General features: G+C 70.4%; 14 protein-coding genes. 10 read left to right on the top strand and 4 right to left on the bottom strand.

The annotated features are described in order from the left end of the window. Window positions 1-4 precede the first annotated feature (4 nt). Window positions 5-415 carry a hypothetical protein gene (locus L8H00_RS09105; RefSeq protein WP_242096970.1) on the bottom strand — a complete coding sequence of 137 codons (411 nt, stop codon included), beginning with the start codon at window positions 413-415 and terminating at the stop codon, window positions 5-7. On the opposite strand from L8H00_RS09105, the gene L8H00_RS09100 reads away from it, so the two are divergent. The 7 genes from L8H00_RS09100 to lexA are packed head-to-tail and all read left to right on the top strand — an operon-like array spanning window position 414 to window position 5,299. Beyond that, on the top strand, window positions 414-569 hold the full coding sequence (locus tag L8H00_RS09100) for a hypothetical protein (RefSeq protein WP_242096969.1): 156 nt from the start codon (window positions 414-416) through the stop codon (window positions 567-569). The genes L8H00_RS09105 and L8H00_RS09100 overlap by 2 nt on opposite strands. Beyond that, entirely contained in the window at window positions 566-1,168 is a 603-nt protein-coding gene (locus L8H00_RS09095) for an aminodeoxychorismate/anthranilate synthase component II (RefSeq protein ID WP_242096968.1), read from the top strand. The genes L8H00_RS09100 and L8H00_RS09095 overlap by 4 nt, the downstream gene beginning before the upstream one ends. After that, complete coding sequence (gene trpD / locus L8H00_RS09090) at window positions 1,165-2,160, top strand: anthranilate phosphoribosyltransferase (protein WP_242096967.1); 996 nt, start codon at window positions 1,165-1,167, stop codon at window positions 2,158-2,160. Before L8H00_RS09095 ends, trpD begins: the two co-directional genes overlap by 4 nt. Further along, window positions 2,157-2,933: an indole-3-glycerol phosphate synthase TrpC gene (trpC, locus tag L8H00_RS09085; RefSeq protein ID WP_242096966.1), complete on the top strand. Its 777-nt coding sequence runs from the start codon at window positions 2,157-2,159 to the stop codon at window positions 2,931-2,933. The genes trpD and trpC overlap by 4 nt, the downstream gene beginning before the upstream one ends. Continuing rightward, window positions 2,930-3,397, top strand: a complete 468-nt coding sequence (moaC, locus tag L8H00_RS09080; RefSeq protein ID WP_242096965.1) for a cyclic pyranopterin monophosphate synthase MoaC — start codon at window positions 2,930-2,932, stop codon at window positions 3,395-3,397. The genes trpC and moaC overlap by 4 nt, the downstream gene beginning before the upstream one ends. Further along, window positions 3,394-4,575, top strand: coding sequence for a gephyrin-like molybdotransferase Glp (gene glp, locus L8H00_RS09075; RefSeq protein WP_242096964.1), 1,182 nt, complete (start codon window positions 3,394-3,396; stop codon window positions 4,573-4,575). The genes moaC and glp overlap by 4 nt, the downstream gene beginning before the upstream one ends. A 55-nt stretch (window positions 4,576-4,630) precedes the next feature. Further along, entirely contained in the window at window positions 4,631-5,299 is a 669-nt protein-coding gene (gene lexA / locus L8H00_RS09070) for a transcriptional repressor LexA (RefSeq protein ID WP_242096963.1), read from the top strand. Here the strand turns inward: lexA and L8H00_RS09065 are convergent. Next, entirely contained in the window at window positions 5,290-7,485 is a 2,196-nt protein-coding gene (locus tag L8H00_RS09065) for a ComEC/Rec2 family competence protein (RefSeq protein ID WP_242096962.1), read from the bottom strand. The genes lexA and L8H00_RS09065 overlap by 10 nt on opposite strands. A gap of 85 nt (window positions 7,486-7,570) precedes the next feature. Here L8H00_RS09065 and gltX point away from each other — a divergent pair, with 85 nt between their 5' ends. From gltX to L8H00_RS09050, 3 genes are read left to right on the top strand one after another with little or no spacing between them, the layout of a single operon-like run. After that, window positions 7,571-8,989, top strand: coding sequence for a glutamate--tRNA ligase (gene gltX, locus L8H00_RS09060; protein ID WP_242097071.1), 1,419 nt, complete (start codon window positions 7,571-7,573; stop codon window positions 8,987-8,989). A 20-nt stretch (window positions 8,990-9,009) separates the two neighbouring features. Beyond that, a complete protein-coding gene (locus L8H00_RS09055; protein ID WP_242096961.1) occupies window positions 9,010-10,293 on the top strand; it encodes a citrate synthase in 1,284 nt (427 codons plus the stop codon). After that, window positions 10,293-10,499, top strand: a complete 207-nt coding sequence (locus tag L8H00_RS09050) for a hypothetical protein (protein ID WP_242096960.1) — start codon at window positions 10,293-10,295, stop codon at window positions 10,497-10,499. The genes L8H00_RS09055 and L8H00_RS09050 overlap by 1 nt, the downstream gene beginning before the upstream one ends. Here L8H00_RS09050 and L8H00_RS09045 read toward each other — a convergent pair. Further along, a complete protein-coding gene (locus L8H00_RS09045; RefSeq protein ID WP_242096959.1) occupies window positions 10,464-11,849 on the bottom strand; it encodes a HAMP domain-containing sensor histidine kinase in 1,386 nt (461 codons plus the stop codon). The genes L8H00_RS09050 and L8H00_RS09045 overlap by 36 nt on opposite strands. Beyond that, window positions 11,846-12,925: a DUF2336 domain-containing protein gene (locus L8H00_RS09040; protein ID WP_242096958.1), complete on the bottom strand. Its 1,080-nt coding sequence runs from the start codon at window positions 12,923-12,925 to the stop codon at window positions 11,846-11,848. Before L8H00_RS09040 ends, L8H00_RS09045 begins: the two co-directional genes overlap by 4 nt. Window positions 12,926-12,934 lie beyond the last annotated feature (9 nt).

The following is a 12,934-nucleotide window of genomic DNA, read 5'->3' as shown; positions in this document are numbered from 1 at the left end:
CAGCTCAAGGAACGCTGTCGGCGCCAGCTTTTTGCGCGCGACGATCGGCGGCATATTCCTGGTTGCGCAGGATCGAACAGCCCGACTGCCCGCCCGTGCCGACCGGGGAGCAGGTGTCCGGCAGGCCTCCGGCGACTCGGCCGATCTGGTCCGCGGTCGCGGTGCGGTTCACCCAGCTCTGGTTGGAGGCGGCGATCGGACCAGTGTCGCGCAGCGCCTTGGGAATGCGGTAGGGGTTGCCTATCGGGCTGCACACCACAACCTCGGTCGCGGTCGAAGCCGGGCATTTCTGGTCGGGCAGCAGCGACACGCTCCGGATGCGCTTGGGCGGCTGTCCGGTGGCCGCCTGCTGGTCCTGCGCGGCGGCCAGTCCGGGGGCGAGAATGAGGGCGGCGGCGAGCAGGGTCCGGTACATGAGCTTCTCCTTTGAAGGCGTAACGTCGCAAAACGCGCATAGCTCCGCAACGAATATGGGTGCGCCGTCCACCACCGCCAGCGCGCGTGCGGATTTCACCACCGCAACCAGCCGTTGCACGCCCGGCGCCTTCGTCTACAAGCGCGCCCCATGATCCTCGTCGTCGACAATTACGACAGCTTCACCTGGAACCTCGTCCACTATCTCATGGAGCTGGGGGCCGAGGTCGAGGTGGTGCGCAACGATGCGATGTCCGCTGGGCAGGCGCTGTCCTCGGGGGCCCAGGCATTTCTGCTGTCGCCGGGGCCGTGCACGCCCAACGAGGCGGGCATCTCGCTCGACCTCGTCGCTGCGGCCGCCGACAGCGGCCGGCCGCTGCTGGGCGTGTGCCTCGGCCATCAGGCGATCGGCCAGCATTTCGGCGGCCGGGTCGAGCGCGGCGGGCTGATGCACGGCAAGACCTCGCCGATCGACCATGACGGCACCGGACTGTTCGCCGGCCTGCCCTCGCCCTTTACCGCGACGCGCTACCATTCGCTGATCGTGAACGACGCGCCCGACACGCTCGTCGTCAACGCCCGCACTGTGGACGGCATCGTCATGGGCTTCCGCCACGCGACGCTGCCCATCCACGGCGTGCAGTTCCACCCCGAGAGCATCGCCACCGAACACGGCCATGCGATGCTCGCGAACTTCCTGCGGCTGGCGGGCATCGCGCACACGCTGCCCGAACGACTGACGCCCAGGCCATGACGGTGACCACGCTGCTGCCCGATCCGACGACGCCGCTGTCGCGCGAAAGCGCGCGCGCCGCGTTCGAGGATCTGCTGGAGGGCCGCGCCTCGGACGACGCGATCGCCGCGTTCCTGATCGGGCTGACCGACCGCGGCGAGACCAGCATCGAGATCGCGGAGGCCGCGCGTGCGCTGCGCGCCCGGCTGATCCCGATCACGGCGCCCGCCGGCACGATCGACGTGTGCGGCACCGGCGGCGACGGTCATCACACGCTGAACGTTTCCACCGCGGTCAGCCTCGTCGTCGCGGCGTGCGGCGTGCCGGTGGCCAAGCATGGCAACCGCGCCGCCTCCAGCAAGGCGGGCGCCGCGGACACGCTGGAGGCGCTCGGCCTCGACATGGAACGCGCCGGCGCTTCGGCCGAGGCGAGCCTCCACGCCATCGGCATCGCGTTCCTGTTCGCGGCCAACCACCATCCGGCGATGGCGCGCATCACCCCCATCCGCAAACGCATCGGGCGGCGGACGATCTTCAACCTGATGGGCCCGCTCGCCAATCCAGCGGGCGTCACGCGCCAGCTGATCGGGATCGCGCGGCCCGATTACGTGGCCGTCTATGCCGACGCGCTCGAACAGCTCGGCACCGAGGCGGCCTTGGTCGTCTCGGGCGAGGAAGGGCTGGACGAACTGTCGGCTGCCGGCCCCAGCGTCGTGCGCGCGGTGGGTCGCGTCGCCTTGCCCGCGCGCGTCGCGCCCGAGGATGCCGGCCTGCCCCGCACCCCGATCGCCGCGATCCGCGGCGGCGATCCGGCTTACAATGCCGCGGCGCTCCGCCGGCTGCTGGAGGGGGAGCGCGGCGCATACCGCGACGCGGTGCTGCTGAATGCCGCGGCGGGATTGATGGTGGCGGGGCACAGCGGCTCGCTGGCCGCCGGAGCCGAAGCCGCAGGCGCGGTGTTGGATGACGGGGCGGCGCTTGCGCTGCTCGAGCGATGGATCGCCTACCGATGAACATGCTGCAACGAATCCTCGAGACGAAGCGCGCCGAAGTGGCCGCGCGCAAGGCGACGACGCCGCTGTCGGTGCTCGACGAGCGCATCGCCGCCGCCACCCCGGTGCGCGGCTTTCGCGCCGCGCTCGATGCGAAGTCCGGCCCGGCGCTCATCGCCGAGATCAAGCGCGCGAGTCCCTCCAAGGGCCTGATCCGCAGCGATTTCGATCCGCCCGCGCATGCCCGCGCCTACGAGGCCGGGGGCGCCGCGTGCCTGTCGGTGCTGACCGACGAGGAATGGTTCAAGGGCTGCGACACCGATCTGGTCGAGGCGCGCGCCGCCTGTTCGCTGCCGGTGATCCGCAAGGACTTCATGGTCGATCCCTGGCAAGCGACCGAATCGCGCGGGCTCGGCGCGGACGCGATCCTACTGATCGTCGCCGCGCTCGATGACGGCGTGCTGGCGGAGATCGAGGCCTCGGCACGCGAATGCCATCTCGACATACTGGTCGAGGTGCATAACGCGCGCGAACTGGAGCGCGCACTGAAGCTCAAATCGCGGCTGATCGGCGTGAACAACCGCGATCTGCGCGACTTCAGCGTCGATTTCGCGCGCACCTATGATCTCGTTCGCCATGCGCCCAAGGATTGCACCTTCGTCGCCGAAAGCGGTCTCACCACCCGCGCCGATCTCGACGCGATGGCCGCGCACGGCATCCATTGTTTCCTGGTCGGCGAAGCGCTGATGCGTGCCGACGACGTCGAGGCGGCCACGCGCGCGCTGATCGGATGACCGGCCTGACGCATCTCGACGCCGACGGCGCCGCGCATATGGTCGATGTCGGCGCCAAGGCGGCCACCGCGCGCGAGGCGGTGGCGACCGGACGGATCGCCATGACACGCGACGCCGCCGCGGCAATCGCGGCGGGCGCGGTGAAGAAGGGCGACGTGCTCGCGGTGGCGCGAGTCGCCGGCATCATGGCCGCCAAGCGCACCAGCGACCTCGTGCCACTCTGCCACCCGCTGCCTCTCACCCGCGTGTCGATCGATCTCGCGCTCGACGACGACGGCGTCACCGCGACCGCGACCGCGGCGACGGACGGCAAGACCGGGGTCGAGATGGAGGCGCTCACCGCCGTTTCGGTCGCGCTGCTGACGGTGTACGACATGGCCAAGGCGCTGGACAAGGCGATGACGATCGACGGCGTCCGCCTGCTGGCCAAGCGCGGCGGCAAGTCCGGGGACTGGCAGGCGTGACGCTCGTCCCCGTCGCCGAGGCGCAGGCGCGGCTCTTCGCCCTGTCGCCGCGCCTACCGACCGAACGCGTCGGCTTGCGCGAGGCAGCGGGCCGCTGGGCGGCGGAGGACGTGACCGCGCTGCGCACCCAGCCGGCTGCCGATCTGTCCGCCATGGACGGCTATGCGATCCGGTTCGCGGACCGGCCCGGCCCCTGGCGGCTGATCGGGGAAAGCGCGGCGGGGCGGCCCTTTGCCGGCCATGTCGGCGCGGGCGAGACGGTGCGGATCTTCACCGGCGCCGGCATGCCCGAAGGCGCGGACACGGTGCTGATCCAGGAAGAGGCCGAGCGCGACGGCGACCGGGTGACGCTCGACGGCGAAGGCCCGATGACCGAAGGGCGCAACACGCGGCGCAAGGGCCTAGATTTCACCATCGGCGACCGGCTCGTGGCGGCGGGCGAGCGGCTGACGCCCGCGCGGATCGCGGTGGCGGCGACGAGCGGCCACGGGATTCTGCACGTAAGGCGCCGGGTCCGCGTGGCGGTGGCGGCGACGGGCGACGAACTCGTGCCGCCGGGATCGACGCTTATGGGGCTGCAACTGCCCGAGTCGAACGGCGCGATGCTCGCTGCGATGCTGGCGGACCTGCCCGTCGACGTGATCGATCTCGGCATCCTGCCCGATCGGCTCGACGCGCTGCGCGATGCGTTCGCCTCGGTCGAAGCGGATCTGCTCGTCACCACCGGCGGCGCGTCGGTCGGCGATCACGATCTCGTCCGCCCCGCGCTGGAGGCGGCGGGCGGAACGATCGATTTTTGGCGGATCGCGCTTCGCCCCGGCAAGCCGATGATGGCGGGGCGGCTGGGCGACGCCGTGCTGCTCGGGCTGCCGGGCAATCCCGTTTCGGCGTTCGTCACCGCGGTGCTGTTCGTGAAGCCGCTCGTCGCGCATCTGGCCGGGGCGGCCGATCCCTTTCCGCCCACCGTTCGCACGACGCTCGGCGAGGATCTGCCGGCCAACAACGCGCGCACCGATTATCTACGCGGACAGCTTCGCGACGGGCTCGCCTACGCGTCGTCGATCCAGGACAGTTCGATGCTGCTGACGCTGGCGCGCGCGGACTGCCTGATCGTGCGCGCGGCGAATGCCCCGGCGGCCCGCGCCGGCGACTCGGCGGAAATCCTCGTCATCGCTTGACGGCAATCTTTATGTTCCGTATAAGTTCGGCGTCTGTTCTGGACGGAGGATCGCCATGCTCACGCGCAAACAGCACGAGCTCGTCTGCTTCATCAACGATCGCCTGAACGAAACCGGCGTGTCGCCATCCTTCGAGGAGATGAAGGAGGCGCTCGACCTGAAATCGAAATCGGGCGTTCACCGGCTGATCTCGGCGCTCGAGGAGCGCAACTTCATCCGCCGCCTGCCAAACCGCGCGCGCGCGCTCGAAGTGCTGCGCATGCCCGAACGGCCGGAGAAGAAGGCGGCGACCAAGCCCGCCAAGGCGCCCGAGCTGAAGCCGGTGCCGCAGGCCGCCAACGACGTGATCGAGATCCCGCTCCACGGCCGGATCGCGGCCGGTGTGCCGATCGAAGCATTCGAGGGCAGCTCGATGCTCGCAGTGCCCGCAGCGCTCTTGGGGTCGGGCGAACATTATGCACTCGAAGTCTCGGGCGATTCGATGGTCGAGGCGGGGATCCTCGACGGCGATTACGCGCTCATCCGCCGCACCGAGACGGCGCGCGACGGCGAGATCGTGGTCGCGCTGATCGAGGACAGCGAGGCGACGCTCAAATATTTCCGCCGCGAGGGCGCGATGGTCCGGCTCGACCCGGCAAATCGCGCCTATGATCCGCAGCGCTATGCGCCCGCGCAGGTGCGCGTACAGGGCAAACTGTCGGGGATCCTGCGCCGCTACGATTGAGGCGAACGGCCTTTGCGGGCGCGCGGATCGCTGCCACGCCAGCCGTGCCGCGCGGGCCAACGGTCCCGGCGCACGACCGTAAGCGTCGGCGCGTCGCGCCAGGGGTGGCGATCGGCGGGATCGCGGACGGTCACGCCCCCGCGCCCAAGCGTGATCGCCACGCCGCCGGTTTTCACGAGCACTGGCTTGTCGAGCTTCAGCCAGCGCGGGCGGCACGCCTTGGGCAACCAGCGCTCGCTGATCGCGATGTCCGCCGTCGCGCACGCCGCGATCAGCTCGGGCGCCTCCAACCGATAGCCGCTGCGTGTCGCGAGGATGCGCCAGTGGCGGCCGGCCGCCACACGATCGACGATGCAGGCGTCGCGGCTGCACCGGGCGTCGCTCCGATCGGACAGCAATTCGGGCAGCCCCAGCACGCCGCCATTCTCGCCGAGCGTCGTCGCGGTATAGTCGCCGGTGCGGTCGCGCAGCAGCGCAAGGCCGCCCTCCGGCGTGCGCATCGCGACATGGCGTCCGTCCCCGGTGACCAGCAGATCGGGCGCGGGCGTCGTGACCGCCCAGAGCGCGCCGATCGCAAGCGGGATGACGCCTAGACGCCGCACCCGCGTCCGCCACAGCGCGATCCACAAGCCGCCGACGATCGTCAGCGCATAGGCGCCGGTCGGCATCGCCGGCAGGGCTGCGACCGATCCCGGCGCCGCCGCGGTGGCGCGCGCCATCCACAGCAGCAGATCGAGCGACCGCGCCGTCAGCCACCACCAGGGCGCGCCCAGCCCCACCCCGTCGAACAGCAGCGCCAGCGCCTCCAGCGGCATGACGACGAAGGTGGTCAGCGGGATCGCGACCAGATTGACGATCGCGCCGTACACCCCCTCCTTATGGAAGTGAAACACCGCGATCGGCATCAGCGCGAGTTCGACCACCAGCCCGGTAAGCAGCAGCGATCCGCCCTCGCGCAGCATCCGCCGTCCCCGCGCCTCCTCGTGCGGGCCGAACAGCGCGTGGATGCGCGGATGTTCGTGCAGCGCCATGATCGCCGTGACCGCGGCGAACGACAATTGGAAGCTCGGTCCCGCCACCGCCTCGGGCCAGGCGAGCAGCACCACCACCGCCCCAGTCGCGACGAGCCGCAGCGTCATCGCCTGCCGCCCGAGTGCGAAAGCCGCCAGCACCAGCAAGGCCGCCACGCAGGACCGGATCGTCGGCACCTCCGCGCCGGTGAGCAGCGTATAGCCGATTGCCGCCGCCGCGCCCGCCAGCGCCGCGATCATCGGCAGTCGGACGCGCAGCGCCAGCGTCGGGCTGAGCGCGAGCAGCCGCATCACGATCAGCATCGTCGCCGCCACCGCGGCGGTGATGTGCAACCCACTCACCGAGAGCAGATGCGCCAGCCCAGCCTTACGCATCGCATCCGAATCGTCCTGCGTGATCGCGCCCATGTCGCCGGTCGCGAGTGCGGAGGCGATGCCGCCCGCGCTGCCGGGGATCTTCGATTCGATATGCGCCGAAAGGCTGGCGCGCAGCCCCGATCCCGGCGCCCCGGCCGCCACCACCCGCACCGGCGCGAAGCCGCGCCCGGTCGCGCCGACCCGCGCGAACCAGGCGGCTTGCGCGAAATCATAGGCGCCGGGCACGGTCGGGGGCGCCGGCGGCATCAACCGCGCACGCAGCGCCACCACCGCGCCCGGCGTCACGCCCCGGGGCGCGTCGGCGGTGGCGAGGTTCACGCGTACGCGCGCCGGCAGCGCGACCGGTTCGCCGTCCACGCCCGTCGCACCGGCGCGCGGCGCCAGCGTCAGCCGCACGAGGTCGCGCGCTGGCAGCGGCTCGACGCGCTCCACCATGGCGGCGAAGCTGGCGATGGCGGGCGCGCCGAGCACCGGGGCGGCGACACGCTCCGCGCGCGCCCAGATCAGCATCGCCCCCAAGGCCGCCATCAACAGCGCGATCGCCGCCGCCCGCGCCGCGCGCCCGCCCCGGCCGACCGCCAACGCCATGAGGCCGAGACCGAGCATCGCCAGCTCCGCCGCCGTCCATGCCGCCGCATCGGGCAGCGCGTACCACGCCGCCACCCCGGCCCCCATCGCGACCGGCACCCACAAGGCGAGCTGGTCGCGCTCCGCCTCCAGCCAGCGTTCGAGCGCATCGCCCGCCCCCGCGCCGAATTGTCGGCGCGAAACGCGCATGCTAGGGGCTGCCGCGGCGAAAGAGGCCATCGATCAAACAGTCTGGGAGTAGGCGCGCTTGAGCGCAACCGATACCGATACCGGGATTGGCGGAGCCCCGTCCGCCGCCGCCCCCAACGCCGCGGTCGTCACCCGCTTCGCGCCGTCGCCGACGGGCTATCTGCATCTGGGCGGCGGCCGCACGGCGCTGTTCAACTGGCTCTATGCGCGCGCGAACGGCGGCAAGTTCCTGCTGCGGATCGAGGACACCGATCGCAAACGCTCCACGCAGGAGGCGATCGACGCCATTCTCGACGGCATGGACTGGCTGGGCCTCGCGCCCGACGAGCCGCCCGTCTATCAGGCCGCGCGTGCCGAGCGCCATGCCGAGGTCGCGCATGCGATGGTCGCGAACGGTCATGCTTATCGCTGCTACATGACCCAGGACGAACTGACCGCGATGCGCGCCGAGGCGGAGGCGGCAAAGAAGCCGCTGCGCATCCGAAGCCCGTGGCGCGATCGCGCGCCAAACGCAGCGCCCGATGGCGCGCCCTATGTGGTCCGCCTGAAGGCACCGACCGAGGGCGCAACGACGATCGTCGATCGCGTGCAGGGCGCGGTGACTGTGCAGAATGCCGAGCTGGACGATCTCGTCCTGCTGCGTTCGGATGGCACGCCCACCTATATGCTGGCAGTGGTGGTCGACGATCACGACATGGGCGTGACTCACGTGATCCGCGGCGACGACCATCTCAACAACGCGTTCCGCCAATTGCCCATCATCCGCGCGATGGGCTGGCCCGAGCCGGTCTATGCACACATCCCGCTGATCCACGGATCGGATGGCGCAAAGCTCAGCAAGCGCCACGGCGCGGTGGGGATCGACGCCTATCGCGACGCACTCGGCATCCTGCCCGAGGCGATGGACAATTATCTGCTGCGCCTCGGCTGGGGGCATGGCGATGACGAGATCATCAGCCGGGATCAGGCGATCGCCTGGTTCGATCTGTCGGGCGTGGGCAAGAGCCCCTCGCGCTTCGATCTGAAGAAGCTCGAAAATCTCAACGGCCATTATATTCGCGAGGCGGATGATTCGCGGCTCGCGACGCTCGTCGCCGCGCGGATCGGCCGGCCGGATACGGTCGACCTGCTTGCCCGCGCGATGCCGTCGATGAAGCCGCGCGCGGCCAATCTGAACGCGCTGGCGGACGGCGCCGCCTTCCTCTTCGCCACGCGACCGCTCGCGATCGATGCCGATGCGGCCCCGCTGCTGGAGGGCGACGCGCCGGCGACGCTGGGGGCGCTGCACGCCGCGCTTGACGCGGTGCACCACTGGGATACGGAGGCGCTCGAAGACGCGGTACGCCGGGTGGCGGAAGAGCGGGGCTTGAAGCTCGGCCAGGCTGCCCAGCCGCTCCGCGTCGCGCTGACGGGACGCAGGACGTCGCCCGGCATCTTCGACGTGCTCGCATTGCTCGGGCGCGACGAGAGCCTGGCCCGGATCGCCGACCGGATGGCTCCGTAAAGCGAGGAAGGATCACGATCATGAGCGACGCAGCCAAACTGTCCCTCGACGGCAAGGACTTCGAATATCCGGTCCTGTCGGGCACGATCGGCCCCGATGTGGTCGATATCCGCAAGATGTATGGCCAGACCGGCGCGTTCACCTATGATCCGGGCTTCACCTCGACGGCGAGCTGCCGCTCGGAAATCACCTATATCGACGGTGACGAGGGCGTGCTGCTCCACCGCGGCTATCCGATCGGCGAGCTGGCGGAAAAGTCGAACTTCATGGAGGTGTGCCACCTCCTGCTGAACGGCGAACTGCCCACCGCCGACGAACTCGACGCCTTCACGGGCACGATCACGCGTCACACCATGGTGCACGAGCAGCTCGCGACCTTCTTCCGCGGGTTCCGCCGCGATGCGCATCCGATGGCGATCATGTGCGGCGTGGTCGGCGCGCTCAGCGCCTTCTACCATGATTCGACTGATGTTCACGATCCGGTGCAGCGCACCATCGCCTCGCACCGGCTGATCGCCAAGATGCCGACGCTGGCGGCGATGGCTTACAAGTACAGCCTGGGCCAGCCCTTCCTCTATCCCGACAATTCGCTCAGCTACACGGGCAATTTCCTGCGCATGACGTTCGGCGTGCCCGCCGAGCCCTATGTCGTGAATCCGGTGATCGAGCGCGCGATGGACCGGATCTTCATCCTCCACGCCGATCACGAGCAGAACGCCTCGACCTCGACCGTCCGCCTCGCCGGATCGTCGGGCGCGAACCCGTTCGCATGCATCGCGGCCGGCATCGCCTGCCTGTGGGGCCCCGCGCATGGCGGCGCGAACGAAGCCGCGCTCAACATGCTGCGCGAGATCGGCACGGTCGATCGCATCCCGGAATATATCGCGCGCGCCAAGGACAAGAACGATCCGTTCCGCCTGATGGGCTTCGGCCACCGCGTGTACAAGAATTACGATCCGCGTGCGACCGTGATGCAGCAGACGGTGCGCGAGGTGTTCGCCGAGCTGAAGGTCAATGATCCCGTGTTCGACGTGGCGTTGCAGCTCGAGGAACTGGCGCTCAACGATCCCTATTTCGTCGAGAAGAAGCTGTTCCCGAACGTCGATTTCTATTCGGGCGTGATCCTGTCGGCGATCGGCTTCCCGACGTCCATGTTCACCGTGCTCTTCGCGCTCGCCCGCACCGTCGGCTGGGTCGCGCAGTGGAACGAGATGATTACCGATCCCGACCAGAAGATCGGCCGCCCGCGTCAGCTCTACACCGGCCCGACGCAGCGCGAATATGTGCCGGCGGACAAGCGGTGATGGCACGCCTCCAGCCGATCCTGATCGTCATCGGCGTGCTGGCCACGCTGATGGGATTGCTCTGGATCGGCCAGGGGCTGGGTTACGTCCATTGGCCCGCCTCGAGCTTCATGCTCGAACAGCGGGCGTGGGCGGATCGCGGTGCGGCACTCGCGGTGATCGGGTTGGCGCTAATACTCGCCGCGCGCCGGATCGGCCGCCGGTAACGTGAGGGTGAAGCGCGCGCCTTCGCCGGGCGCGCTTTCCACATCGAGATCGCCGCCCATCGCGCGCGCGAGCCGCCGGGCGATATAGAGGCCGAGGCCGTTGCCGCCGACTTCGCTGGTGTCGACCCGCTCGAACTTCTCGAAGATCCGCGCCTGATCGTCGGGCGCGATCCCCTTGCCCCGGTCGGTCACCGTCGCGATCGCCTGCCCGCGCGTGCGCGCGACGGCCACGTCGACCGACGCTCCCTGTGGCGAATAGCGCACCGCATTGCCGATCAGGTTGACGAGGATCTGGAGCGTCCGGCGGAAATCGCCCTGCGCCGACAGCCCGTCGCCCGCCGCCGGGCGACTGATCGTCACCCCGGCATCGGCGGCGCGCACCGACAACAGGCCGGCTGCGCGGCGCGCCACATCGGCCAGGTCGATCGGCTCGACGGGGAGCGCGAAATCGCGGCGCTCGATCGCCTGAAGATCGACCAGATCGTCGACCAGCCCCAGAAGGTGGCGCCCCGCCCCCGCGATATCGGCGGCGTAATCGACATAATCCTGGCGCAGCGGGCCGTCGGCCTGCGCGTTGATGCTGTCCGCATTGGCGATGATCCGCGCGAGCGGGGAGCGCAGCACCTTGTCCAGCCCTTCGGTGAAGGTGGTGGATAGTGGCGCAGGCTCGGGCTGCGGCGGCGCGGCGGGCGCAGTCTCCGCCATCCGCACCGACCCGGAAAAGCCGGCGAACGCGCCGTGCGCATCCTGCCGCACCACGGCCGAGAGGACCAGGGGCCGCCCCGAACCCTTCAGCCGCGCAGGCTGCGCATCGAGCGGCCGGTGGCGGGCAAGCGAATCGATCAGCGGGATCGCCTCGCCATCATCGGTGTCGAGCGCGAACAGCGCAGTCAGCGGGCGGCCGAGCAGCGCCAGTGCGTCGAAGCCGTGCCGCGGCCCCGCATCGAGGCTGAGAAAGGTGAGGCGCAACGCCGCGTCCGTCTCCCAGCGCCAGTCGGCATCGGCATGCTGGAAATCCAGTTCGGCCTGCGCGCCACGCGGGACGCTCCGCCACGGCTGGAGCTCGCGCCAGCCGCTAACCGACAGCCGGATGAGGTCGCCCTGCGGCTGCGCGCGCACCCATAGATCGATATCCGCCTCGTCGTCCGACACGATCACACCGCGCGACACCACGATCCCCAACCGCCGCGCCAGCCGCGCGATCGTCGCGAGCTGCGGCACCGCCAGCGCCTCGCCCACCGTGCCGCCGGCGCGCGCGTTCAGCGTCACGATGGCGGGATCGGCGTCGAGCAGATGGCCATCGGCATCGACTACGGCATGCGCGACAGGATGGGCGATCGGTGCGTTCATGGCGTCTCACAACGTGCGAGCGAGTCGATCGCCTCGCGAAAGTCCCGGTGGAGCGCGAGCGGGCCCAGCGCCATGCGGGCGACATGGGGGTCCACCGCGGCGATGTCGTCCAGCGCATCGGCGAAGGCCTCGATGTCGCGGCGCGGATCGGCTTCGGAAAGCGCGAGCGCCACGCGTGCCAGCGTCTCGCGCCCGCACGCCACCGCGCGCAGCGCCAGCCACAGCCGCTCGCCCTCGGGCTCGATCATCAGCGCGCGGACGGCGTCGTAATCATAGCCGAGCGCATGGCCCAGCAGCGCCGCGAACAACGCCGGCTGCCGATCGCCGATCGAGTCGGTCAGCAACATGGGGAGCTCCTCGGGCGCGGCATCGATCGCCGCGGCTAGGCGCATCGCCACCGCCTCGACGCGCTCGCCCTCGTCATGCGCGCCCAGGCTGCGCTGCGCCGCCTCGGCGAGCGCGTGATCGATCGCGCCGTCATCGTCGCTGCGCAGCGCCGCCGCCACCCACCAGACCAGGCGGTGATGAAGCTCGGCGGGCAGTTCGTTCGGCGCGACCGTCCCGCCGATGTTCGCCGAGCGCCGGCGAGACTGGGCGGCGAGCAGCGCGGACGCGGTGGCCGCCACGATCGTATCCGGCCCCTCGATCAGCCGCACGAGCAGGCTCGCCTCGTCGGGGCCACCCACCGCCGACGGCAGCGCGTCGCCGAGCAGATCCTGGCGGACGCGCGCGATCAGCTCGTCCATCAGCGCACGGTCGCGCAGCAGCCCCGCGCGCGTCAGCCGCTGAGCGATATCGCCGCGCGCCTTCAACACCGCCTCGCCCAGCGCGGGCGCACCGCGCGTGGCGAGCAGGCGTGCGGCGTGGCGGCGGATATCGAACGCCAGCCCCTCGATGAGCGCATTCAGCAGCCGCGCGATCATCGCCCGCGTCCGATCGTCGAGCCGATCCAAATCGGCGAGGAAATAATCCGCGATCGCACCGGACAGCCGCGCATCGGCGCGCGATCGGGCGGCGCGCACGCGGACCGGGGCGCTAGCGCCGCGCGGCTCTGAGGTGTCTGGTTCGACCGACATGCGTCCTGC

The organism is Sphingomonas sp. CROZ-RG-20F-R02-07, assembly GCF_022662335.1.
In the GTDB taxonomy this organism is placed as follows: domain Bacteria; phylum Pseudomonadota; class Alphaproteobacteria; order Sphingomonadales; family Sphingomonadaceae; genus Sphingomonas.
This window is presented reverse-complemented; position numbering and strand designations above follow the sequence as displayed.

What these genes read in the sequence shown, in the direction of transcription:
- L8H00_RS09100 (WP_242096969.1), top strand. Translation starts at nt 414, where the DNA reads ATGAGCTTCTCCTTTGAAGGCGTAACGTCGCAAAACGCGCATAGCTCC.
- L8H00_RS09105 (WP_242096970.1), bottom strand. Translation starts at nt 415, where the DNA reads ATGTACCGGACCCTGCTCGCCGCCGCCCTCATTCTCGCCCCCGGACTG.
- L8H00_RS09095 (WP_242096968.1), top strand. Translation starts at nt 566, where the DNA reads ATGATCCTCGTCGTCGACAATTACGACAGCTTCACCTGGAACCTCGTC.
- trpD (WP_242096967.1), top strand. Translation starts at nt 1,165, where the DNA reads ATGACGGTGACCACGCTGCTGCCCGATCCGACGACGCCGCTGTCGCGC.
- trpC (WP_242096966.1), top strand. Translation starts at nt 2,157, where the DNA reads ATGAACATGCTGCAACGAATCCTCGAGACGAAGCGCGCCGAAGTGGCC.
- moaC (WP_242096965.1), top strand. Translation starts at nt 2,930, where the DNA reads ATGACCGGCCTGACGCATCTCGACGCCGACGGCGCCGCGCATATGGTC.
- lexA (WP_242096963.1), top strand. Translation starts at nt 4,631, where the DNA reads ATGCTCACGCGCAAACAGCACGAGCTCGTCTGCTTCATCAACGATCGC.
- L8H00_RS09065 (WP_242096962.1), bottom strand. Translation starts at nt 7,485, where the DNA reads ATGCGCGTTTCGCGCCGACAATTCGGCGCGGGGGCGGGCGATGCGCTC.
- L8H00_RS09055 (WP_242096961.1), top strand. Translation starts at nt 9,010, where the DNA reads ATGAGCGACGCAGCCAAACTGTCCCTCGACGGCAAGGACTTCGAATAT.
- L8H00_RS09050 (WP_242096960.1), top strand. Translation starts at nt 10,293, where the DNA reads ATGGCACGCCTCCAGCCGATCCTGATCGTCATCGGCGTGCTGGCCACG.
- L8H00_RS09045 (WP_242096959.1), bottom strand. Translation starts at nt 11,849, where the DNA reads ATGAACGCACCGATCGCCCATCCTGTCGCGCATGCCGTAGTCGATGCC.
- L8H00_RS09040 (WP_242096958.1), bottom strand. Translation starts at nt 12,925, where the DNA reads ATGTCGGTCGAACCAGACACCTCAGAGCCGCGCGGCGCTAGCGCCCCG.